At 68.9% G+C, this 20,613-nt stretch carries 22 protein-coding genes; 8 read left to right on the top strand and 14 right to left on the bottom strand.

The window, feature by feature from the left end:
* Positions 1 to 124 precede the first annotated feature (124 nt).
* Positions 125 to 2,077: a potassium transporter Kup gene (locus tag QO015_RS05675; protein WP_266282442.1), complete on the top strand. Its 1,953-nt coding sequence runs from the start codon at positions 125 to 127 to the stop codon at positions 2,075 to 2,077.
* A 16-nt stretch (positions 2,078 to 2,093) separates the two neighbouring features.
* On the opposite strand, the gene ppdK is transcribed toward QO015_RS05675, so the two are convergent.
* From ppdK to ygfZ, 5 genes are all read right to left on the bottom strand, one after another.
* Positions 2,094 to 4,805 carry a pyruvate, phosphate dikinase gene (ppdK, locus tag QO015_RS05670; RefSeq protein WP_266280917.1) on the bottom strand — a complete coding sequence of 904 codons (2,712 nt, stop codon included), beginning with the start codon at positions 4,803 to 4,805 and terminating at the stop codon, positions 2,094 to 2,096.
* A 91-nt stretch (positions 4,806 to 4,896) separates the two neighbouring features.
* Positions 4,897 to 5,256 (bottom strand): YbaN family protein, encoded by a 360-nt coding sequence (locus tag QO015_RS05665; RefSeq protein WP_307288889.1) that lies wholly within the window; start codon positions 5,254 to 5,256, stop codon positions 4,897 to 4,899.
* A 10-nt stretch (positions 5,257 to 5,266) separates the two neighbouring features.
* Positions 5,267 to 5,782: a tyrosine phosphatase family protein gene (locus QO015_RS05660; protein WP_266280918.1), complete on the bottom strand. Its 516-nt coding sequence runs from the start codon at positions 5,780 to 5,782 to the stop codon at positions 5,267 to 5,269.
* An 84-nt stretch (positions 5,783 to 5,866) separates the two neighbouring features.
* A complete protein-coding gene (locus QO015_RS05655; RefSeq protein ID WP_266282446.1) occupies positions 5,867 to 6,442 on the bottom strand; it encodes a YfbR-like 5'-deoxynucleotidase in 576 nt (191 codons plus the stop codon).
* 35 nt (positions 6,443 to 6,477) lie between these two features.
* On the bottom strand, positions 6,478 to 7,341 hold the full coding sequence (gene ygfZ / locus QO015_RS05650; RefSeq protein WP_266280920.1) for a CAF17-like 4Fe-4S cluster assembly/insertion protein YgfZ: 864 nt from the start codon (positions 7,339 to 7,341) through the stop codon (positions 6,478 to 6,480).
* 116 nt (positions 7,342 to 7,457) lie between these two features.
* Here ygfZ and QO015_RS05645 point away from each other — a divergent pair, with 116 nt between their 5' ends.
* Positions 7,458 to 8,804, top strand: coding sequence for a dihydroorotase (locus QO015_RS05645; protein ID WP_266280921.1), 1,347 nt, complete (start codon positions 7,458 to 7,460; stop codon positions 8,802 to 8,804).
* A gap of 17 nt (positions 8,805 to 8,821) precedes the next feature.
* On the opposite strand, the gene QO015_RS05640 is transcribed toward QO015_RS05645, so the two are convergent.
* The 5 genes from QO015_RS05640 to QO015_RS05620 form a co-directional block, all read right to left on the bottom strand.
* Positions 8,822 to 9,226, bottom strand: a complete 405-nt coding sequence (locus QO015_RS05640) for a VOC family protein (RefSeq protein ID WP_266280923.1) — start codon at positions 9,224 to 9,226, stop codon at positions 8,822 to 8,824.
* 56 nt (positions 9,227 to 9,282) lie between these two features.
* Positions 9,283 to 9,993 (bottom strand): hypothetical protein, encoded by a 711-nt coding sequence (locus QO015_RS05635; RefSeq protein ID WP_266280925.1) that lies wholly within the window; start codon positions 9,991 to 9,993, stop codon positions 9,283 to 9,285.
* A gap of 139 nt (positions 9,994 to 10,132) precedes the next feature.
* Positions 10,133 to 10,387 carry a hypothetical protein gene (locus QO015_RS05630; RefSeq protein WP_266280928.1) on the bottom strand — a complete coding sequence of 85 codons (255 nt, stop codon included), beginning with the start codon at positions 10,385 to 10,387 and terminating at the stop codon, positions 10,133 to 10,135.
* A gap of 145 nt (positions 10,388 to 10,532) precedes the next feature.
* Complete coding sequence (locus QO015_RS05625; protein ID WP_266280930.1) at positions 10,533 to 10,928, bottom strand: TIGR02301 family protein; 396 nt, start codon at positions 10,926 to 10,928, stop codon at positions 10,533 to 10,535.
* Positions 10,928 to 11,350 carry an NUDIX hydrolase gene (locus QO015_RS05620; protein ID WP_266280932.1) on the bottom strand — a complete coding sequence of 141 codons (423 nt, stop codon included), beginning with the start codon at positions 11,348 to 11,350 and terminating at the stop codon, positions 10,928 to 10,930. Before QO015_RS05620 ends, QO015_RS05625 begins: the two co-directional genes overlap by 1 nt.
* Positions 11,351 to 11,483: 133 nt before the next feature.
* Between QO015_RS05620 and QO015_RS05615 the strand changes: the two genes are divergently transcribed.
* Together QO015_RS05615 and QO015_RS05610 are read left to right on the top strand one after the other, a co-directional pair.
* Positions 11,484 to 12,242 carry an SOS response-associated peptidase gene (locus tag QO015_RS05615; protein ID WP_266280933.1) on the top strand — a complete coding sequence of 253 codons (759 nt, stop codon included), beginning with the start codon at positions 11,484 to 11,486 and terminating at the stop codon, positions 12,240 to 12,242.
* Positions 12,243 to 12,264: 22 nt separating this feature from the next.
* On the top strand, positions 12,265 to 12,900 hold the full coding sequence (locus QO015_RS05610) for a LysE/ArgO family amino acid transporter (protein WP_266280934.1): 636 nt from the start codon (positions 12,265 to 12,267) through the stop codon (positions 12,898 to 12,900).
* Positions 12,901 to 13,011: 111 nt separating this feature from the next.
* Here QO015_RS05610 and QO015_RS05605 read toward each other — a convergent pair whose 3' ends face one another.
* Complete coding sequence (locus QO015_RS05605) at positions 13,012 to 13,215, bottom strand: hypothetical protein (RefSeq protein WP_266280936.1); 204 nt, start codon at positions 13,213 to 13,215, stop codon at positions 13,012 to 13,014.
* A gap of 236 nt (positions 13,216 to 13,451) precedes the next feature.
* Between QO015_RS05605 and QO015_RS05600 the strand changes: the two genes are divergently transcribed.
* A complete protein-coding gene (locus QO015_RS05600; protein ID WP_266280938.1) occupies positions 13,452 to 14,303 on the top strand; it encodes a DUF1499 domain-containing protein in 852 nt (283 codons plus the stop codon).
* Here the strand turns inward: QO015_RS05600 and QO015_RS05595 are convergent.
* Positions 14,290 to 15,207, bottom strand: a complete 918-nt coding sequence (locus QO015_RS05595) for an MBL fold metallo-hydrolase (RefSeq protein WP_266280939.1) — start codon at positions 15,205 to 15,207, stop codon at positions 14,290 to 14,292. The genes QO015_RS05600 and QO015_RS05595 overlap by 14 nt on opposite strands.
* A gap of 117 nt (positions 15,208 to 15,324) precedes the next feature.
* Positions 15,325 to 15,924 carry an NAD(P)H:quinone oxidoreductase type IV gene (gene wrbA / locus QO015_RS05590; RefSeq protein ID WP_266280940.1) on the bottom strand — a complete coding sequence of 200 codons (600 nt, stop codon included), beginning with the start codon at positions 15,922 to 15,924 and terminating at the stop codon, positions 15,325 to 15,327.
* 194 nt (positions 15,925 to 16,118) lie between these two features.
* Here wrbA and QO015_RS05585 point away from each other — a divergent pair, with 194 nt between their 5' ends.
* On the top strand, positions 16,119 to 17,042 hold the full coding sequence (locus QO015_RS05585; RefSeq protein ID WP_266280941.1) for an SMP-30/gluconolactonase/LRE family protein: 924 nt from the start codon (positions 16,119 to 16,121) through the stop codon (positions 17,040 to 17,042).
* 204 nt (positions 17,043 to 17,246) lie between these two features.
* On the opposite strand, the gene QO015_RS05580 is transcribed toward QO015_RS05585, so the two are convergent.
* Positions 17,247 to 17,669 carry a MerR family transcriptional regulator gene (locus tag QO015_RS05580; RefSeq protein ID WP_266280942.1) on the bottom strand — a complete coding sequence of 141 codons (423 nt, stop codon included), beginning with the start codon at positions 17,667 to 17,669 and terminating at the stop codon, positions 17,247 to 17,249.
* Between the two features lie 81 nt (positions 17,670 to 17,750).
* Here QO015_RS05580 and QO015_RS05575 point away from each other — a divergent pair, with 81 nt between their 5' ends.
* Together QO015_RS05575 and QO015_RS05570 are read left to right on the top strand one after the other, a co-directional pair.
* Positions 17,751 to 20,036: a heavy metal translocating P-type ATPase gene (locus QO015_RS05575; RefSeq protein ID WP_266280944.1), complete on the top strand. Its 2,286-nt coding sequence runs from the start codon at positions 17,751 to 17,753 to the stop codon at positions 20,034 to 20,036.
* Between the two features lie 43 nt (positions 20,037 to 20,079).
* The gene (locus QO015_RS05570; protein WP_266280946.1) at positions 20,080 to 20,595 is read left to right on the top strand and encodes an invasion associated locus B family protein; all 516 of its coding nucleotides are present in this window, start codon (positions 20,080 to 20,082) and stop codon (positions 20,593 to 20,595) included.
* The last annotated feature ends 18 nt before the right edge of the window (positions 20,596 to 20,613 follow it).

Genomic DNA, 20,613 nt, shown 5'->3' with positions numbered 1-20,613 from the left:
GGCGAACGCCGGATGAGCGTTTTCCTTGTAAGGGTGCTGCTTTCCGCTATCGTTGTGCGATGCACTCGATCTGCTATAAGCACGCCCTGCCGCCGGTGGGCGCGGTAAACGAGATGACGTGTCGATGTCTCTGAATGTGCAGGGCGGAGGCGAGGCTGTGCAAGCAGCGCCGCCCGCCGCAGGCGGTCCGGCCGGAGATCACACCGGCGGAGGTACCGCTCACGCCGGCTTCTGGACGTTGGCCCTCGGCTCCGTCGGCGTCGTCTATGGCGACATCGGCACGAGCGTGATCTACGCGCTGCGCGAGGCGCTGCATGCGGCGAACCACGCCCATGGCGGCATCGTGCGCGAGGACGTGATCAGCATCATCTCGCTGATCCTCTGGACGCTGACGATCATCGTCACGCTCAAATATGTCGTCATTTTGCTCAGGGCCGACAACAATGGCGAGGGCGGCACGCTCTCGCTGATGGCGCTGGCCCAGCGCGCAATGGGGCGCGGCGCCCCGGTCGTCTTCATCCTCGGCGTCGCCGGCGCGGCGCTCTTCTACGGCGACGCGGTCATCACGCCGGCCATCTCGGTGCTTTCCGCCGTCGAGGGCCTGAAGCTGGTGACGCCGGCCTTCGACGAATATGTCATCCCGATCACGATCGCCATCATCGCGGCGCTCTTCCTCGTCCAGCGCTACGGCACGGCGCGCGTCGCCTCGCTGTTCGGGCCGATCACGGCGCTCTGGTTCGTCGTGATGACGATCGGCGGCTTCATGCACATCGCCGACGATCCGGGCATCTTCGCCGCGCTCAACCCCTATCACGCCGTCCGCTACATCATGACCAACGGCCATACCGGCCTCGTGGTCATCGGCGCGGTGTTCCTCTCGGTGACGGGCGCCGAGGCGCTCTATGCCGATCTCGGCCATTTCGGCCGCAAGCCGATCCAGGCGGCCTGGCTCGGCTTCGTGTTTCCCGCGCTTGCCGCCAACTATCTGGGGCAGGGCGCGCTCGTCCTCGCCAATCCCGAGGCGCTGGCCAATCCCTTCTTCCTGCTGTTCCCCGAATGGGCGCTGCTTCCGGTTGTCATCCTCGCCACGATGGCGACGGTGATCGCTTCGCAGGCGGTGATCTCCGGCGCTTTCTCCATGACGCGCCAGGCGATCCAGCTGAAGCTGCTGCCGCGCATGGACATCGAGCACACCTCCGAGCAGCATGTCGGCCAGATCTACATGCCGCAGGTCAACACGCTGCTGATGATCGCGGTGCTGGTGCTGGTCGTGATGTTCGGCTCGTCGAGCCGCCTCGCCACCGCCTACGGCATCTCGGTCACCGCCGAGATGGTGATCACGGCGCTGCTCGCCTTCATTGTCGTGTGGCGCTTCTGGCGCTGGCCGGTCTGGGTCGCGGCGCTGCTCATCGCGCCGTTCCTCGTCATCGACGTCGTCTTCCTCGGCGCCAATCTCATCAAGGTCACCGAGGGTGGCTGGGTGCCGCTGCTCTTCGCCTTCTCGATCATGGTGATCATGCGCTCCTGGGTGCGCGGCACCAAGATCCTGTTCGACAAGAGCCGGCGCAACGACGTGCCGCTCAACGAACTCGTGAAGAACCTCGAGAAGAGCAGCGTCGTGCGCGTGCCCGGAACGGCGGTGTTCCTGACCTCGGACCCCGAGACGGCGCCGTCCTCGCTGCTGCACAGCCTCAAGCACTATCGCGTGCTGCACCAGAAGAACGTGCTGCTGACGGTCATCTCGTCCAATGTGCCGCGCATCGACGATGCCGACCGAATCCGGATCGAGCCGATCAACGACAGCTTCACGCGCGTCTTCATGACCTTCGGCTACATGGAAACGCCGAACGTGCCCAAGGCGCTCGGCCTCTGCCGCAAGCAGGGCTGGAAATACGACATCATGTCGACGTCGTTCTTCCTATCCCGCCGCTCGATCAAGCCGGCCAAGGACCGCATCTTCTCGCGGCTCCAGGACAAGCTGTTCATCAAGCTCGCCATCAACGCCAGCGACGCGACGGAATATTTCCATATTCCGACCGGCCGCGTGGTCGAGATCGGCACGCAGATGACGATCTGAGCCGACATCGCTCCGTTCAGACGGCCGGCGCCTCGGCACTCGCCGGCAGGCCGGCGCCGGTGATCCCCGCGCGAGCCAGCGCGGCCTGCGCCGCCGCCAGCCTTGCGACCGGAACGCGGAACGGCGAGCAGGACACGTAATCGAAATCCAGCCCGGCGAAGAACCGGATCGACGCCGGGTCGCCGCCATGCTCGCCGCAGACGCCGATCTTGAGCCCAGGCCGAACGGCTCGGCCGCGCTCGGTCGCGATGCGGATGAGTTCGCCGACACCGGTCTCGTCGAGCGTCGCGAAGGGATCGGACGGCATCAGCCCGAGCGCGAGATAGGCATTGAGGAACGGCGCGGCGTCGTCGCGCGAGATGCCGAAGGTCGTCTGCGTCAAATCGTTGGTGCCGAAGGAGAAGAAGCTGGCGCTGCGGGCGAGGTCGCCGGCCGCCAGCGCCGCGCGCGGCAGTTCGATCATCGTGCCGAGCTCGTAGCGCGGCGCGCGGCCATGCAGCCGCACCACCTGCGCCTCGGCGGCGCGGATGCGCTGGTAGATGAGGTCGAGCTCCGCCTTGCTGGCGACGAGCGGCACCATGATCTCGAGCTCGACGGGCCGGCCGCTCGCCTCGCCGACATCCAGGGCGGCCTCCAGGATGGCGCGGATCTGCATCTCGACGATCTCCGGGAAGGAGATCGCGAGGCGGACCCCGCGATGGCCGAGCATCGGATTGGCTTCCGCGAGCGCTTCGCTGCGGGCGCGGATGCGGGCGGGCGGGATGCCCATCGCCGCCGACAGCTCCTCGATCTCGGCGTCCCCGGTCGGCAGGAACTCGTGCAGCGGCGGATCGAGAAGGCGGACCGTCACCGGCAGCCCCGACATGATCTCGAACAGTGACGCGAAATCGGTACGCTGCATCGGCAGGAGCCGTGCCAGCGCGTCGGCGCGCGCTGCCGGCGTCTCGGCGAGGATCATCTCGCGGACGACCGCGATGCGGCGCTGGTCGAAGAACATGTGCTCGGTGCGGCAGAGACCGATGCCCTCCGCGCCGAAGCTGCGCGCCGCGCGCGCATCGGCGGGCGTATCGACATTGGTCCTGATCTTCAGCGTGCGGAAATCGTCGGCCCAGCGCATCAGCGTCGCGAAATCGCCCGAGAGCTCCGGCTCGCGCAGCGGCACCGCGCCGATCAGCACCTGGCCGGTGCCTCCATCGATGGTTATGGTGTCGCCGCGCCGGATCGTGCGGCCGCCGGCCGTCATGGTTCCGGCCTTGAAGTCGACACGGATGCCGCCGGCGCCGGAAACGCAGGGCTTGCCCATGCCGCGCGCCACCACGGCGGCGTGGCTCGTCATGCCACCGCGCGTTGTCAGGATGCCGCGCGCGGCGTGCATGCCATGCACGTCCTCGGGGCTGGTCTCGACGCGGACGAGGATCACCTTGCGGCCCTGCGTGCGCGCCAGTTCCGCCTCGTCGGGCGTGAAGACGACGGCGCCGCTCGCCGCGCCCGGCGAGGCCGGCAGCCCGCGGGCGAAGAGATCGGCGCCGTTTTCTGGGTCGATCGTCGGATGGAGCAACTGGTCGAGCGTGCGCGGTTCGATCCGCGCGACGGCCTCGGCCCGGCTGATGAGACCCTCGCCCGCCATCTCCACGGCGCTGCGCAGCGCGGCGCGGATCGTGCGCTTCGCCGGGCGCACCTGGAGCATCCACAGGCGGCCGCGCTCGATCGTGAATTCGAGGTCGAGCATGTCGCGGTGGTGGCGCTCCAGCCGGTCGGCCACCGCCGAGAAGGCGGCGAATGCCTCCGGCATCAGCGATTCGAGCGACGCCGCCTCGGAGCCCGTCTCCTGTCGCGCGCGCTCGGTGAGGTCCTGCGGCGTGCGCGTGCCGGCGACGACATCCTCGCCCTGCGCGTTCGGCAGGAACTCGCCCCAGAGGATCTTCTCACCTGTCGACGGATTGCGGGTGAAGGCTACGCCCGTCGCCGAGGTCTCGCCGAGATTGCCGAACACCATGGCCTGCACGGTGACGGCCGTCCCGGCATCGCCGGCTATCGCGTTCATGCGGCGGTAGGCGACGGCGCGCGGGTTGTTCCATGAGGAGATGACGGCGCGGATGGCGCCCCAGAGCTGCGCGGTCGGCGCCTGCGGGAAGGCGGCGTCGGTCTCCTCGATGACGAGCCCCTTGAAGAGATCGGAGACCGCCTGCCAATCCTCGGCGGCCAGTTCGCCGTCGAGCACGAGGCCGCGCGCGAGCTTGTAGTCCTCCAGCTTCTCCTCGAAGAGACCATGGTCGAGCCCGAGCACGACATGGCCATACATCTGGATGAAGCGGCGATAGCTGTCGAAGGCGAAGCGCCGGTCGCCCGAGACGCGGGCGAGACCCTCGACTGTCTCGTCGTTGAGGCCGAGATTGAGCACCGTGTCCATCATGCCCGGCATCGAGACGGCCGCGCCCGAGCGGACCGAGACGAGCAGAGGATCGCGGGCATCGCCGAAACGGCGGCCGGCGATGCGCCCGACAGCCGCGAGCGCGCCGTCGACCTCGTCCGCGAGGCCATCGGGAAAGACATGGCCGCTGGCGAGATAGAGCCGGCCGATCTCGGTCGAGAGTGTGAAGCCGGGCGGCACCGGCAGTCCGAGCGCGCTCATTTCGGCGAGACCGGCACCCTTGCCGCCGATGAGGTCGCGATCGGCGAGACCACCCTCGGCGAAGCCGCCGCCGAACGCGTACACCCACTTCGCCATTGCTTCCCGCTCCCGCCGGCGGCCACAGGCCGAACGGCTCTAGCTAAATCAGCCTCTTGCTGCGCCGCAACACGAAAATATTCGGGGGCGCTCAGCGGTTCGGCCGTGTGACGACGAATGCCGCCGAGGCGAGGAGGAGGGCGGCGACGACCGCCGCCAGCCAGAGAGGCGGCTCGGTCAGGAAGAGAAAGACGGCGAAGCCGCCGACCATGCTGCCGACGGCGAAGATCTTGGCGGGGAGGGGAATGGCGCCGCGTTCGCGCCATTGGCGGATCGGCGGCCCGAACAGCCTGTGTTCCAGCAGCCAGGCCTCGAAGCGCGGCGAGGAGCGCGAGAAGAACCACGCCGCCAGGATCATGAAGATGGTGGTCGGCATCACGGGCAGGACGAGCCCGACGAGGCCGAGCGCGACCATCAGCCAGCCGGCCGCGGCATAGAGCGGCCGTCTCACGCCCGGGCGCTCACGGATCGAGCGGCAGCGCGAACGGATGCCCTTCGAAGGCATCATGGCCACGTCCTATCTCCTCGATGGCCCGCACCATGCGGCCGCGGCGGCCGAGCAACTCGTCGGCGAAGCGCACCAGACGAAGATTGGGCGTTGCGGAAGGCGAACCGGCCCGGATCAGGCTGGCAATCTCGGCCTCGTCGCGTTCCGGGCGCAGCGCGCAGACCGTGATGAAGGCGGCGGCGGTCGAGCGGCTGATGCCCGCGAAGCAATGCACGACGATCGGCTTGTCGCCCTTCCAGCCATCGACGAAGTCGAGCAGCTGCTCGACATGCTCGACCGCCGGCGCGGTCATGCCGTCCATGGGCTCAAGGATGTCGTTGAAGCCGAGAAAGAGATGCCGCTCTTCGGGGATCGAGACAGGACGCTCCACCGGCGTTCCGATGTTGATCAGCGTCACCAGATGGCTGGCTCCCGTCTGCGCGACGGTGGCTCCGATGCGGGAGAGCGAGCACACATGGACGCGCGGCATGGGAAACTCCTTGTTGTTGTTCGGATCGTCTTCGGGCCGGTCTCCGGCTCGCCAGTGTTCATGTAGTGCGCCGGGCGCGCCCGGTCACGACGAAAGCGCCGCCTCCGGCACCAGCGTCTCGAACAGGGCGAGGAATCGCCGCTCGGCCTCGGCCGTCGGCCAGGGCTCCAGCGCGAGATGGTCCGCGGCGATGCCGCGCGGGCGGCCGAAGAACTGCGTCGCCTCGTCCGCGCCGAAACCGGCCAGCGCCGTCGCCTCGTGATAGGCGGCGATGCGGTCCGCCGCCTTGATGGCGCGCGTCAGTTCGGCGCGACGCTCCGCCGGCAGGCCGAAGCGCAGATGGATGGCCGCGAGGAGCCGGGCCTCGACGGCCTTGTAGGCGCCGCCGACCAGCGCCTTGAAGGGCGAGATCATGTCGCCGATGACATATTCCGGCGCGTCGTGCAGCAGCGCCGCCAGGCGGTCGGCATTCGACAGCGACCCGTCGAGCCGCACCGCGATGTCGACGACGAGCACCGAATGCTGCGCGACGGAGAATGCGTGCGGGCCGCGGGTCTGCCCGTTCCAGCGCGCGACGCGGGCAAGGCCGTGCGCGATGTCGCCGATCTCGACGTCGAAAGGCGAGGGGTCGGCAAGGTCGAGCCTGCGGCCGGACAGCATGCGCTGCCAGACGCGCGGCGGCCGGGCCGAAGCGCTCACGCCGCGCCCTCGTCTTCGCTGCCGGCCGGCCAGCCGAAGCGCGCGAAAGCGGGAAGGGTTACCGAAAGCGGTACGCCGCCGGCGCTGATCGTCGCCCCGGAATCGAGCGCGAGGCGGGTCCGGTCGAGGCGGAGAAGCGCGATGCCCGTCGCCCCGGCATGCGAGCCCATCGCGCCGAGCGCCTTGCCATTGCCTTCGACCGAGGTTCCAGCGTCCGGAAGCGCGCCCTCGCCGGTCACGATGACGGCGCGCCGGCGCGCCGTGCCGCGATGCTGCATGCGCGAGACGATCTCCTGGCCGACATAGCAGCCCTTGCGGAAGTCGAGCCCGTCGAGATCGTCCATGTCGACATCGTGCGGAAAGGCCTCGCCGAACGCGAAGTCGCGTCCGCCCTCGGGAACGCCGAGCGCGATGCGATGGGCGTGCCACGCATCCGCCGAGGTCTCGTTCTCCAGAGATGCGTCGCCGGGCAGGATGGCGCGGTGGCCGAGCTCGGCCAGCCGCGGATCGGGCACGGCGCCGTCGGGCGCGTCGCCGCGCCAGAAGACGGCGACCTTGCGCTCGGTCGAGAGGTCGGCGATCTCGACCTTGGCGCGCAGGCGATAAAGCGTCATCCGCTTCACGAAATCGGCCAGTGCGGCCTTCGGCAGGTCGATGAGGAAGCCGCCGTCATCGGCGAAGACGAGGAAATCCGCGAGGATCTTCCCCTGCGGCGACAGCAGCGCGCCGAATCCGGCCCGATCCACCGCGACACGGTCCATGTCGGTCGTGACGATGTTCTGCAGGAAGCCGCGCGCCTCCGCGCCGCCGATCCGCACCACGCCCCGATCGGCGAGGACGGCAGAGTACCCCTTACGCATTGGCATGGTTCCCATGCATTTGCCGCGCTTGTGCTCCCCGCCGCGCAACCTTAAGCCGGAGAAGCGTTTGTGCCATGAGCGGCGACGAACACAGGCTGGCGCTGGGGAGGGCAGCCATGACGACAAGCGACAAGTCCACCTACGAGCTTTTGTTCCGCAACGGCACCGTCGTCAACCATGACGGCATCGGTACGCCCGACATCGCCGTGCGCAACGGGCGAATCGCGGCGATCGGCGACATCGATCCGCGCCGCGCCGCCCGCGTCGTCGATTGCACCGGGCTGCATATATTGCCGGGCGTCATCGACAGCCAGGTCCATTTCCGCGAGCCGGGCGCCGAGCACAAGGAAGACCTCGAGACCGGATCGCGCGCCGCCGTCATGGGCGGCGTCACGGCGGTCTTCGAAATGCCGAATACCAAGCCGACCACGACCAGCGCCGATGCACTCGCCGACAAGATCGCGCGGGCGCGCGGGCGCATGCATTGCGACTTTGCCTTCTGGGTCGGCGGCACGCGCGACAACGTCGCCGACATTCCCGATCTCGAGCGCCTCCCGGGCGCTGCCGGCATCAAGGTCTTCATCGGTTCGTCGACCGGCGATCTCCTCGTCGAAGACGACGCCGGCATCGCCGCCATCCTCGGGGCGACGCGCCGCCGCGCCGCCTTCCATGCCGAGGACGAGATGCGGCTCAACGACCGCAAGGATCTGCGCGTGCCCGGCGATGCGTCTTCCCACCCCGTCTGGCGCGACGCGACGGCGGCGCTGATGGCGACCGAGCGGCTGGTGCGCATCGCCCGCTCGAAGGGTGCCCGCATCCATATCCTGCACATCTCGACCGTCGATGAGATCGCCTATCTCGCCGACCACAAGGACATCGTCACCGCGGAGGCGACGCCGCATCACCTGACGCTGTCCGCCGACGACTATGCCCGCCTCGGCACGAAGCTGCAGATGAACCCGCCGGTGCGCGACAAGGCGCACCAGGCCGGCATCTGGAAGGGCATCTCCAGCGGCATCATCGACGTGCTCGGCTCCGACCATGCCCCGCACACGCTGGAGGAGAAGGCGAAGCCCTATCCCGAAAGCCCGTCCGGCATGACCGGCGTGCAGACGCTGGTCCCGGTCATGCTCGACCATGTGAATGCCGGCCGCCTGTCGCTGGAGCGCTTCGTCGACCTGACCTCCGCGGGGCCGGCGCGCCTCTTCGGCATCGCGCGCAAGGGCCGCATCGCCGTCGGCTATGATGCGGACTTCACCATCGTCGATCTCAAGCGCCGGGCGACGATCACCAATGGCTGGATCGCCTCGCGCGCCGGCTGGACGCCCTATGACGGCAAGCGCGTCTTCGGCTGGCCGGTCGGGACCATCGTGCGCGGACGCCAGGTGATGTGGGAGGGTGAACTCGTCGGCCCGTCCGGCGGCGAGCCGGTTCTCTTCAGCGAGGCGCTGCCGCGCGGCTGAGCCTCCGTCCTTCATCGTCAGTCGTCGACGTCGAGCAGCACCGACGCCGCCGAGCGGCGATGCGCGCCGTGATAGACGGCCTCGATATTGTTGCCGTCGGGATCGAGCAGGAAGGCCGCGTAGTAGCCCGGATGATAAGAGCGCTCGCCGGGGCCGCCATTGTCGCGGCCGCCTGCCGCGAGGCCAGCGGCATGAAAGGCGTCGACCGTCCCGGCATCGGCGGCCTGGAAGGCGAGATGGCAGCGGCCCGTCAGCGGCGTTCCGCCCGAGACGAACAATTCATCCGCGTAGAACCACTCCCCGCCGCCCTCGACGGGAATGCCGAGGACGCCGAGCACGGCGTCGTAGAAGCGCCGGCTCGCGGCGACATCCGCCGAAACGATCTGGATATGGTCGATGAGCCGCCCGCGATGGAACTGCATGCCGTCCTCCGTTTGAGAGGAACAGATCATGAACGAACCATCGCGTCAAGGCGCGCTCAGTCGCCCGCCTGGAACTCGCTCCACTGGCCGTTCGGCGTGATCCCGACGCGGTAGAAGAGATAGGCGCCGTAGTTCTTCATCTCGTCGTAGTCGGACGAGGTGAGCAGGCGGAAGAGCTCCACCATCTGCGGCGGCGTGAGCTTGTCGAGCGGATAGCGCGCGAAATAGGGCCAGATATAGAGCTCGTCGGGCGTCCCGACATCGACATGGACATAGCCCGCCTCGAGGATCTCGCTGAGGATGGCGAGGAGCTCGCGGCCGTCCGGATCGCCCGAGAGCGTCTTGAGATAGGCGATGGGATCGGCTTCGTCGTCGTCGCTGGCGCCGAGATTGGTCGGGCGTGGCCCGGCCTCGATGAGCGGCTTCAGCGCGTTGATGTCGCCGGTCTTCGCTGCGTCGAGGATCTTCTGGCGCAGCGCCTGCACGGCGGGCGGCAGCTTGGAGACGTCATACTCGATGACCGGAACCGGCTCGTCCTGCTGTGCGGCGGCCGGCGGAGGCGGATTCGGCTGGGTGTTTGCGGGCGCGGCATCGCCGTCGCCGTCCTCGACGGCGCCGGGCGGGGGCGTGATCGTCTGGGTCGGCACGGATTTCGAGGGGGCGGGCGCCGTCTCGACCGGCGCCGCCGCAAAGACGGGTCCGCTCGATGCGAGGATGAAAGCGATGGCTGCCGTTGCAAAAAGCGCCGCCGGATCTCTTCCGCGCATGGCCAACTCCTGACTAAGGGATTGTCACGACCGAGCCCGACGCGTCGGGACGATCAACGGCCGGACGGGCTCGGAAGCGGCATGATCGCCGCAATGCGGCGATACCAGCAAGAGATTGCGGCGGAACGCTGTCCCGCGCCTACTGGATCGTGCGCTGAAGCGTGAACTCGCCGCGGCGGATCCGGTCGGGCAGCGAGACCGCGAGTTCGGCGACCGCGTCCTCGCCATAGGTGTCGATCAGGTCGGACAACGAGGCGAACAGCGCGGCATGGGCCATGATGTCGGGCTCGATGCCTTCCGCGACAGCCTCGTCCCAGGCTTCGGTCAGATAGGCGAGGGCGGCCCGCTTCTGCTCCGCGATCTCGGCGTCGGCGATGTCGCGATCCTGATCCATCAAAGGCAAGCCTTCCCGTGCTTTGCGGCGACCGGCGCCTCCACGCCTCGAATCACCCTCATTCGAACCTAGCACGCGAGGAGTCGCGACAGACAGCGATCCTGAAGGAGGGGTTAATTCAAACCTAAGAATCCGGTTAATTCGGTTAACGTGGCGGCGACGCATCACCCCCGTAGCGGGTGGTCACCTCGCGTGTCAGCTTGCTGCCTTCGGCGCGGTAGCGCTCGATCGCGAGTTCTGCCGAGGGCGTGCATCGCCGGTAGAGCGCGGCGAACCCCTGGTAGCCGCCGTTGAAGGCGGCGGTCAGCCGCGCCTGCCGCTCGGGCGACGGCGATTCGGCGGCGATCAGCGCCTCCATCTGGTCGCGCCATTCGCTCGGCCGCGCAACCCCGCAGAGCGGACCGAGAAACTGAAGCGCGCCGAGGATCTCCGCGAGGCGGACAAGAGCCGGGTCATAGGCGGGCTCGGCGGCGAGGGCCGATGGCGGCGGCGGGAAGGCCAGCGCCGTCGAGACGGCAAGGGCGGAGAGGATCCTGCGCATCAGGCGGCGGGCCGGGAGAGCGCTAGGACGTCGAGAAGACCCGGCGTTACCGCCAGACCCGCCGCAGCCTCGAGCGTGACGAACACCGCGGCGGCGGCGTCGCTCGCGGCCTTGGCCTCGCCCTCCGCCTCGCCGGTGAAGCTGACGACGACGAAATGGCTTCGCACGGCGTCGTCCTCGCGGTGGATGGCATCGATTGCCGACACAAGGCGGAGCGGACCGGCGCGGAGGCCGGTTTCCTCCAGAAGCTCGCGGCGCGCTGCGTCCTGCAGCCTCTCGCCCCATTCGACGCGCCCGCCGGGCAGCGACCATGCGCCGGCGAAGGGCGGGCGGGCGCGCTGCACGAGCAGCACGCGGTCCTCGCGCCAGATCGCGACGCTGACGCCGATCCCCGGCCGCGCCGCCACGCTCGCTCCGTCCACGCTGCCCGTTTCGCTCATGCGGCCGAGGTTGGCCCGAAAGGCGCGCGAGCGGAAGAGGGCTCTCGCGCCTCCTCGCGCCTCTGTGCAAGGGCATGCCCAGCGCCTAAAAGGGCAGGGACTGAGGATCGGGACGATGTGTGGACGATACGCGCTAGCGGTGGCGCCGGCGGAACTCGAGGAAGAGTTCTCGCTGATCCGCATCGAGTGGTTTCCGCCGCGCTATAACATCGCGCCGACGCAGCCGATCAATGTCGTTCGGGCGGAGAAGGGCGCGCGGTCGCTGGCGTTGGTGCGCTGGGGCCTCATTCCGTCCTGGGCGAAGAACCCGGCCGAGCTTCCGCTCTTCTTCAACGCGCGTGCCGAAACGGCGCCGGACAAGCCGGCCTTTCGCGGGCCATTCCGCCACCGGCGCTGCCTCGTGCCCGCAACGGGCTTCTACGAGTGGAAGAGGGAATCGGGAGGCCGCAAGCAGCCCTATCTCGTCCGGGCGCCGCGGCGTCGCATCCTGGCCCTGGCAGGGCTTTGGGACGAATATGCCGATGCGAACGGCAATCTTCTCGACAGCGCGACGATCCTGACGACTGCCGCCAATCCCGACCTCGCGCCGATCCATGACCGCATGCCGGTCGTGATCGAGCCGGAGGACTACGACCGCTGGCTGGGCCTTGTTCCGGCGGAGCGGGACGAACTCGCCGGCCTCCTGCGGCCGCCGCCAACCGGCCTGCTTGAAACCGTCGCCGTCGGCCCGCGCGTCAACAGCGCCCGGGACGATGATGCCGCGCTGCAGGAGCCCTTCGAGGCGCCGGAGGCGCAGTCGGCGCCGCCCGCCAAACCGAAGCCCGCCGTCACGCCCGAGCCTTCCGCGGCGGAACGGCAGCTGAAGCTCTTCTGATCAAACGTTCCCGGATTTCGTCATGACCCTGCCGCTCGCCGCACCGGCGCTTGAAGGCTTCCTGCTCGGTGCCAGCCTCATCGTCGCCATCGGCGCCCAGAATGCCTTCGTGCTGCGCCAGGGGCTCGCCCGCCGGCATGTCTTCGCGGTGGCGGCCTTCTGCACCCTTTCGGACGCCCTGCTCATCGTGGCCGGCGTCGCCGGGCTCGGAACTCTGGTCCAGAGCTCGCCGCTCGTGCTCACGATCGTGACGCTCGCCGGCGCGGCTTTTCTTTTCACCTATGGCGCGATGGCACTCCGCCGCGCACTGCATCCCGGCGGCCTCTCCGCGCGCGGTGCCGCCGAATCGCGGCTGGGGCCGGCGCTGGCCACGGTGGCGGCGCTGACCTTCCTCAATCCGCATGTCTATCTGGATACGGTCGTGCTGCTCGGCTCGCTCTCGGCGCGCCATGTCGGTATGGAGCGGGTCGCGTTCGCAGCCGGCGCCGCGAGCGCCTCGGCAGTCTGGTTCTTTTCGCTTGGCTATGGCGCGCGCCTGGCGGCGCCGCTGTTCGCGCGGCCGGCGGCCTGGCGCGTGCTCGACGGGCTGATCGCCTTCGTCATGGCGGCCATCGCGATGTCGCTGCTGGTGCAGGTGACCAGGCCGCTGCTCGGCTGATCGGCAGCATGGCCAAAAGCGGCTAAGCCCAAGGGGAGCCCGCCTTGCAAGCGCATGGTCATCCACGCGCCCGCCGTCTACTCTTTACGCGTCGTCGCCCGGCGAGGCCGGTCAGTCCTGCTCGCGCGCGGCGATGGCCATCTCCATCTGCGGAGAGCCGACCGAGCTGCGCTTCGGCGTGCTTTTGGCCGTCTTCTGCTGACGGAGGGCCGCGACGAGGTCGGGATTGCCCAGCGCGCCATACTTGGCGCACAGGTCGTCCCCGTGTTCACGTTGCGTCTTGTTCGTAAAGGTTGCGTGATCTTTGTTGGTCATGATGATGCTTCAGTCCCAGGCGTATTTCCGCCGTCGTGCCGATCTTCCGCCGGCTGCTCTTCGTGCAAGGCGGATATGGTAAGCCAATATGGCATCTTCGTGGTTTAGATTTTCGTTAATGGGCTAAACAGACGCGTGATGTCGTGCATTGAACTTGATGGGCGTCGGCTGTTGCCTTTTGGGCACAACGCATCGTCCGCGTTCTATTGCCGAGCTTTCGCTGCGGAGCGGAAAAAATGATGCGCCGTCCGCCGCAGCGCTACGCGCCAGGCGCGCGCGCCGCACTCCGCCTTGCGATGCTGCCGCTGCCGCTCATGATCCTCGCGATCATTCTCAGGCAGTTCGGCCTGCTGGAGATCGCGCCGCTCTTCGTGACTCTTTCCATCGCATGGCTGCTGGCGGGCTTGGCACTCGTCGCCGCGACCATTGCCCTTCGTTCCGTCTGGCGCGACGGCGACCAGGGGGCCGGCACGGCGATCGGAGCCATTGTCCTCGCTCTCGTGGCACTGGTTCTGCCGGCGCTCGTTGTCGTCGATCTCGCCCGGTTGCCGCGCCTCGCCGATGTCTCGACCGACGTGATCGATCCGCCGCTCTTCACGGCAGCGCCCGACGCCGTCGTGATGCGGCCGCTGCCCGGCGAGGCGCTGCAGGCGGCGCAACTCGCCGCCTATCCGGCGATCGTGCCGCGCCACTATCCGCTGTCGCCGGAACGGGTCTACCAGGCGATCGAGTCGCTTGCTGGCGCGCGCGGCTGGCGGATCACCGACGCGCGCGCGCCCGACGCCGACAACGAGGTCGGATGGATCGAGGCGGGCGCGACCACCTTCCTTCTGGCGCTGCCGGTCGATGTCGTCATTCGCGTCATCGCCGATGGATCGGGCACGCTGGTCGACATGCGCTCGGCGGTCCGGATCGGCGCGCACGACCTCGGCGACGACGCCGCGCGCATCGGCGGCTTCTTCGCCGATCTCGACAGCTTACTGCAGGGCGTCGCCGAGCCGGACGACGATGCGCGCCCGGCCGACATGGTCGACGACGCCGCGCCGCTGCCGCCGATCCCGGAGCGGGCCCCGCTCAGCCGCCGCTGACCGCCTCGTAGCGCGCGTGGAGGCCGGCGCCGTCCGCGACGCGGACGCGGCCCTTCGCGACAAGCTCCTCGACATGCGCGAGCACCGAGAGCGCGGCGGCGCCATGGAGGGCGCTCGGCGTCTCGCGGTAGACGACGGCGACGATCTCGGCGATCGTCCGGTCGCCCTTCTCGATCCGGGCGAGGATCGCCGCTTCGCGCAGCCGCCGATGGGCCCGGAGCGCCCGCACGAAAGCGGGCGCATCGGCGATCGGCGCGCCGTGTCCGGGCAAATAGATCGTCTCCGGGCGGCCGCCGAGCCGCTCCAGCGAGGCCATGTAATCGGCCATCGAGCCGTCGGGCGGCGCGACGACGGTGGTCGACCAGCCCATGACGTGATCGCCCGAAAAGAGCATGTCGGTGCCCGAAAGGGCGAACGCCATGTGGTTGGCGGCGTGGCCGGGTGTCGCGACCGCTTCGAGCCGCCAGCCTTCGCCGGCGATGATGCCGCCGTCGGCAAGCGTGACATCCGGCGCGAAACGCTCGTCGGCGCCGGCGTCGAGCGTCGCGTTCTCGCCCGCGCGCGGCGGGCGGGCGAAACGGTGCGCGCCGCCGGCATGGACGGGCGCGCCCGTTGCCGCGACAAGTCGTGGAACGCCGGCCGAATGGTCGCGATGGGTGTGGGTGACGATGATCGCCTCGATCGTCTCGCCGGCGGTCGCCGCCAGCAGCGCCTCGATATGCGCCGGGTCGTCGGGGCCGGGGTCGATCAGCGCGACGCGGCCGTGGCCGACGATGTAGCTGTTGGTCCCGCGGAAGGTGAACGGGTTGGCATTGCCGGCCGTCACGCGGCGGACCAGCGGCCCGAGCGGCACGGCGCGGCCCGTCTGCGGGTCGAAGTCGCGATCGAAGCAGATATCTGACATGCGATGCAGTTAGCGGCGGCGGCCGGCCGCTTCAACCGCGCGAACGGCAAAAGGCCGCGCCGGAGAGCCGGCGCGGCCAAGAAATCTATCGGTTATCCAGCCGAAAGCGAGGCTGGATCAGGACGCCTGCTTGGCGGCGATCTTCGCGACATGGGCGCCCTGATAGCGGGCCGCCTCGAGCTCGATGGCCGAAGGCTGACGCGAGCCGTCGCCGCCGGTGATCGTGGAGGCGCCGTAAGGCGAGCCGCCCTTGATCTCCTCGACGCCCATCTGACCCTGAAACGCGTAGGGCAGGCCGACGACGATCATGCCGTGATGGAAGAAGGTCGGGATGAAGCCGAGAATGGTCGACTCCTGGCCGCCATGCTGCGTGGCCGAGGAGGTGAACACCGAGCCGACCTTGCCGGTCAGCTTGCCCTGCGCCCAGAGGCCGCCGGTCTGGTCCCAGAAATTGCGCATCTGCGAGGCGACCGTGCCGTAGCGCGTGCCGGCGCCGACGATGATCGCGTCATACTGGTCGAGCTCCGAGGGGCTCGCGACCGGGGCCGCCTGGTCCATCTTGTAGTAGGAAGCCTTGGCGACGTCGTCGGGCACCAGCTCGGGGACACGCTTGATCACGGCCTCGGCGCCAGCCGAGCGAACGCCCTCTGCGACGGCCTCGGCCATCTTCTCGATATGGCCATAAGCCGAATAGTAGAGCACCAGAACCTTGGTCATCAGTATCCCCTCGTGAAATGCGGTGCCGTCTACATCGTGCGAACGGCCGGCCGGGGAAAGCGCTGTTCGGGTGAACAGTCTGTCGTCGATTGTCGATGAACGCCTTATGACGGTGTTTCGCCGGCCTTCGGGCCTTGCGGGGGCGGGGCATTGTCCTATGCTCCGGCGCGGGAGCGAAGCGAGCCGGAGGAAACATGCTCGACAAGGATTTCGTGGTGCTGGACGAGCGGTTCCGCCGCTATGCGATGGGCAATGTCCATATCGAGAAGCTGTGGACGGGCAGCCGCTGGGCCGAGGGTCCGGCCTATTTCGCCGCCGGCAAGTATCTCATCTGGTCGGACATCCCGAACGACCGGCTGCTGCGCTATGACGAGACGGACGGCTCGGTCTCCGTCTTCCTCGCGCCCTGCAACAATCATAACGGCCACACCGTCGACCTCGAGGGCCGACTCATCTCCTGCGAGCATCGCGGCCGCGCGGTGACGCGCATCGAGCATGACGGCTCGCGCCGCATCCTCGCCGACCGCTTCGAGGGCAAGAAGCTCAATTCGCCCAACGACGTGGTCGTGAAGTCGGACGGTTCGATCTGGTTCACCGATCCCACCTACGGCATCGACGGCGAATATGAGGGCGACTTCGCCATCTCCGAGATCGGCGCCTGCAACGTCTATCGCATCGATCCGGTGAACGGCTCTGTCTCGGCGGTTATCACCGACATGGTCCGCCCCAACGGTCTCGCCTTCTCGCCGGATGAGAAGCTGCTTTACGTCGCCGACACCGGCCTCACGCACAAGGTCGGCTGCTCGCCCGATATCCGCGTCTATCCGGTGGCGTCCGACGGGCGCAGCGTGGGAGCGGGACGGCGCTTCGCGACCTGCGATGCCGGCCTGTTCGACGGCTTCCGCGTCGATATCCACGGCAATGTCTGGAGCTCTGCCGGCGATGGCGTTCATTGCTTCGCGCCGGACGGCACGCTGATCGGCAAGATCAGCATTCCCGAAGTGGTCGCGAATGTCTGCTTCGGCGGCCGCAAGCGCAACCGCCTGTATATCTGCGGCACGACCAGCCTCTATTCGGTCTATCTCAACACCCAGGGCGCGCTTCGCCCGAAGGTTTAAGGGCGGCGCTTCACTTGAGGGGCTGGAAGGCCCTCCTCTCCATCTCTCCCCCACAAGAGGGGGGAGAGGGCGGGCCTTGCGCTGCATCGACGGTGTCGCGCAAAGGCCTGGATGCGCTGCGTCTTTGAAAGCCGCGGCGCCGCCCTGTCCCCCCGAGGGACAGGGAAGCGGCTCCCTCCCGTCCGGCCCCGAACGCTCGCCCCTTCAGTGCGCCTCGTGCAGGCAGGCGGCGTGGTCGCCGAGCACCTCGATGACACGGCAATCGGCGACGCGGCCATGCGCGCCCTCGTCGACCATGCGCTTGACCTCGCTCCTGAGCGCGGTGAGGCGGGCGATCTTCTCGTCGATATCGGCAAGATGCAGCCGCGCGATGGAATCGACATCGCCGCAGGAGCGGTCGGGCTGGTCGGAGAGATCGATCAGCTGCCGGATCGCCTCGACCGAGAAGCCGAGATCGCGCGCATGGCGGATGAAGCGCAGCCGGCGCACCGTCGCCTGGTCATAAGATCGCCGGTTGCTCGCCGTGCGGTCGGCGGCCGGCAGCAGGCCGACTTCCTCATAGTAGCGGATCGTCGGAACCTTGACGCCGGTCGCCTTGGCGACGGCGCCGATCGAGATTGCGCGCATCGGTGATCTTCCCGCTTGATCCTCTAGTCGCTGGAGCATTTAGCCTCTCTGCCGACGAATGCAAGGGAAGCGAGGCTCGCGATGAACGCGCCGCTCACGACGGAAGAGCGCTACCGCATCGGTGGCATGGACTGCGCGGCCTGCGCCGCCAAGATCGACCGCGCCGTGCGGCGGATCGACGGCGTTGTGGAGGTCAGCGTCTCGGTGGCCGCCGGCACCATGACCGTGTCGCGGCGGACCGAGGCCGCCATCGCCCCGGCCGTGACGCGCGACGTCGCAGCGCTCGGCTACCGCGCGTCGCTGATCGGCGGGACCGAGCCGGCCCGGCGCGCTGCCGCGCACGACCATCACGATCACGATGATCATGATCATGCCGGCCACGACCGTGCGGATCACGACCATGCGGGGCACGATCACGCGGGTCACGATCACGCCGCTCCGGCCGCGGATGCCATGCCGGCCGGCCTGCACGGCCATGACGACGAGGACGAGGACGGCGTTGCCTGGTGGCACACGGGCAAGGCGCGGCTGACGATCGCCGCCGCGCTGGCCTTCGTGCTCGCCTGGGCCGTCGTCGCCGCCATGCCGCAGTTCGGCCACTGGCCCTTCGCGCTCGCCATGCTGGTCGGCCTTGTGCCGATCGCCCGCCGCGCCTTCATGGCGGCTCGGTTCGGCTCGCCCTTCTCGATCGAGACGCTGATGACGATCGCCGCCGTCGGCGCGGTCGCGATCGGCGCCAGCGAGGAGGCGGCGGTGGTCGTCGTCCTGTTCCTTATCGGCGAGATGCTGGAAGGGGCCGCCGCGCGACGCGCCCGCTCCAGCATCCGAGCCCTCTCCGAGCTCGTTCCCGAGACCGCGCTGGTCGAGGCTGATGGCGCAACGAAGAGCGTCGCCGCAGACAGCCTCTCCGTCGGCGCGCTGATCATGGTCCGGCCCGGCGACCGTGTCGCGGCCGATGGCGTCATTCTCACCGGCAGCAGCGCACTCGACGAGGCGACCGTCACCGGCGAGAGCGTGCCGAAGCGGAAGGGCGTCGGCGACACGGTCTATGCCGGGACGATCAATATCGACGGCGTGTTGCGCGTCGAGGTGACGGCGGCAGCCAGGGACAACACGATCGCGCGCATCGTCCGCCTCGTCGAGGAGGCGCAGGAGGCGAAGGCGCCGACCGAGCGCTTCATCGACCGCTTCTCGCGCATCTATACGCCGGCCGTTCTGCTGGTCGGCGCTCTGGTTGCGATCGTTCCGCCGCTGTTCTTCGGCGCCGGCTGGGATGAGTGGATCTACAAGGGGCTGGCGCTGCTGCTGATCGGCTGCCCCTGCGCCCTGGTGATCTCGACGCCGGCGGCGATCGCGGCCGGCCTCGCATCGGGCGCCCGGCAGGGCCTGCTCATGAAGGGCGGCGCCGTCCTCGAACAGCTCGCCCGCATCGATCGCGTCGCCTTCGACAAGACCGGAACGCTGACGCTCGGCCGTCCCGTGGTCAGCGAAATCGTGCCGCTCGGCAGCGAGGCCGAGGCCGATGTCCTCGCCCTCGCGGCGGCGCTTGAGGCCGGCTCCAGCCATCCGCTGGCAAAGGCGATCCTGACGCGTGCCGCGGAGGCAGGCGTCGCGATCCCCGAAGCGCTCTCGGTCACGGTCGTTGCGGGCCGCGGCGTCGAAGGCGTGGTCGCGGGCAGGCGCCTCTTCCTCGGCACGGCCGCCGCCGGCGAGGGCAGGGAGGCGCTCGACGCGTCCGCCCTCGCGAGAGCCGATACCCTCGCCGCGGCCGGCGACAGCGTCTCGGTGCTGGTCGCCGATGGCCGGGCGCTGGCGCTCGTCGCCGTGCGCGACGGCGCGCGGCCTGACGCGACCGAGGGCCTCGCGGCGCTGAAGACGCTCGGCGTCTCGGCGATCATGCTGACGGGCGACAATCTCCGGGCGGCGGAGCGGGTCGGCCGCGACATGGGCATCGAGGTGCGGGCCGAACTGCTCCCGGCCGACAAGCAGCGTATCGTCGCCGACTTGCGAGCCGCAGGCTTCCACGTCGCCAAGGTCGGCGACGGCATCAACGATGCGCCGGCGCTCGCCGCGGCGGATGTCGGCATCGCCATGGGCGGCGGCACAGATGTCGCGCTGGAGACCGCCGACGCGGCCATCCTCAACAGCCGCGTCGGAGACGTGGCGCGGCTCATCCGCCTCGCACGCCGCGTGATGCGCAAGATCCACGAGAACATTGCCATCGCGCTCGGCCTCAAGGTGGTGTTCCTGGTGACGACGCTGCTCGGCATCACGGGTCTCTGGCCGGCGATCCTCGCCGATACCGGAGCGACGGTCCTCGTCACCATCAACGCTCTGACGCTGCTCGGCCGCAGGCGGGAGGGCTGAGCCCCGCCCTTGCGCCGGCCGAGACGGTGGGGAGACTCGCGGCATGCAGCATCCTGTTCTTCCGATTCGTCTCCTGCCGGCCCTTCTCGCCGCCAGCCTCGTCGCGGCTTCCGGGGCGCTGCCGGCGCGGGCTCAGGATGCCGCCGCCCCGAAGCCCGGATGGGCCGCGAGCTGCGTTTCGGCCGCGCGCGCCGCGGCACCCGACTGCGAGGTGACGCAGCGCGCCGTGCTCTCGGGAAGCGGCCAGCTGGTGGCCTCTGTCACGGTCCGCGTTCCCGCCGACACGCGGCGGCCGGTCATCATGATCCGCCTGCCGCTCGGCCTTTCGCTCGAAGGCGGTGTCACGATCGATGTCGACGGAGCGGGCGGGCGGTCCCTGCCGCTCCAGACCTGCGATCCGGGCGGATGCTATGCGGGCGCGCCGTTGCCGTCCGACTTCGCCGCAGCCATGGTCGCGGGCAAGACGCTCGATCTCGTCTTCTCCGGCCTCGACAAGACGCCGGTCCGCGTCGCGCTTCCGCTCGGCGGGTTCGCATCTGCTTTCGACGCCATCAAGTAATTCTTAACCAAGATTACC

It is taken from the genome of Kaistia geumhonensis (assembly GCF_030815145.1).
GTDB classification, from domain to species: domain Bacteria; phylum Pseudomonadota; class Alphaproteobacteria; order Rhizobiales; family Kaistiaceae; genus Kaistia; species Kaistia geumhonensis.
The sequence above is the reverse complement of the archived record's forward strand: the minus strand, read 5'-3'. Positions and strand labels throughout refer to the sequence as shown.

Coding starts and splice junctions, on each gene's coding strand:
- QO015_RS05675 (WP_266282442.1), top strand. CDS start 125: ATGTCTCTGAATGTGCAGGGCGGAGGCGAGGCTGTGCAAGCAGCGCCG.
- ppdK (WP_266280917.1), bottom strand. CDS start 4,805: ATGGCGAAGTGGGTGTACGCGTTCGGCGGCGGCTTCGCCGAGGGTGGT.
- QO015_RS05660 (WP_266280918.1), bottom strand. CDS start 5,782: ATGCCGCGCGTCCATGTGTGCTCGCTCTCCCGCATCGGAGCCACCGTC.
- QO015_RS05655 (WP_266282446.1), bottom strand. CDS start 6,442: ATGCTGTCCGGCCGCAGGCTCGACCTTGCCGACCCCTCGCCTTTCGAC.
- ygfZ (WP_266280920.1), bottom strand. CDS start 7,341: ATGCGTAAGGGGTACTCTGCCGTCCTCGCCGATCGGGGCGTGGTGCGG.
- QO015_RS05645 (WP_266280921.1), top strand. CDS start 7,458: ATGACGACAAGCGACAAGTCCACCTACGAGCTTTTGTTCCGCAACGGC.
- QO015_RS05640 (WP_266280923.1), bottom strand. CDS start 9,226: ATGCAGTTCCATCGCGGGCGGCTCATCGACCATATCCAGATCGTTTCG.
- QO015_RS05635 (WP_266280925.1), bottom strand. CDS start 9,993: ATGCGCGGAAGAGATCCGGCGGCGCTTTTTGCAACGGCAGCCATCGCT.
- QO015_RS05630 (WP_266280928.1), bottom strand. CDS start 10,387: ATGGATCAGGATCGCGACATCGCCGACGCCGAGATCGCGGAGCAGAAG.
- QO015_RS05625 (WP_266280930.1), bottom strand. CDS start 10,928: ATGCGCAGGATCCTCTCCGCCCTTGCCGTCTCGACGGCGCTGGCCTTC.
- QO015_RS05615 (WP_266280933.1), top strand. CDS start 11,484: ATGTGTGGACGATACGCGCTAGCGGTGGCGCCGGCGGAACTCGAGGAA.
- QO015_RS05610 (WP_266280934.1), top strand. CDS start 12,265: ATGACCCTGCCGCTCGCCGCACCGGCGCTTGAAGGCTTCCTGCTCGGT.
- QO015_RS05605 (WP_266280936.1), bottom strand. CDS start 13,215: ATGACCAACAAAGATCACGCAACCTTTACGAACAAGACGCAACGTGAA.
- QO015_RS05600 (WP_266280938.1), top strand. CDS start 13,452: ATGATGCGCCGTCCGCCGCAGCGCTACGCGCCAGGCGCGCGCGCCGCA.
- QO015_RS05595 (WP_266280939.1), bottom strand. CDS start 15,207: ATGTCAGATATCTGCTTCGATCGCGACTTCGACCCGCAGACGGGCCGC.
- wrbA (WP_266280940.1), bottom strand. CDS start 15,924: ATGACCAAGGTTCTGGTGCTCTACTATTCGGCTTATGGCCATATCGAG.
- QO015_RS05585 (WP_266280941.1), top strand. CDS start 16,119: ATGCTCGACAAGGATTTCGTGGTGCTGGACGAGCGGTTCCGCCGCTAT.
- QO015_RS05580 (WP_266280942.1), bottom strand. CDS start 17,669: ATGCGCGCAATCTCGATCGGCGCCGTCGCCAAGGCGACCGGCGTCAAG.
- QO015_RS05575 (WP_266280944.1), top strand. CDS start 17,751: ATGAACGCGCCGCTCACGACGGAAGAGCGCTACCGCATCGGTGGCATG.
- QO015_RS05570 (WP_266280946.1), top strand. CDS start 20,080: ATGCAGCATCCTGTTCTTCCGATTCGTCTCCTGCCGGCCCTTCTCGCC.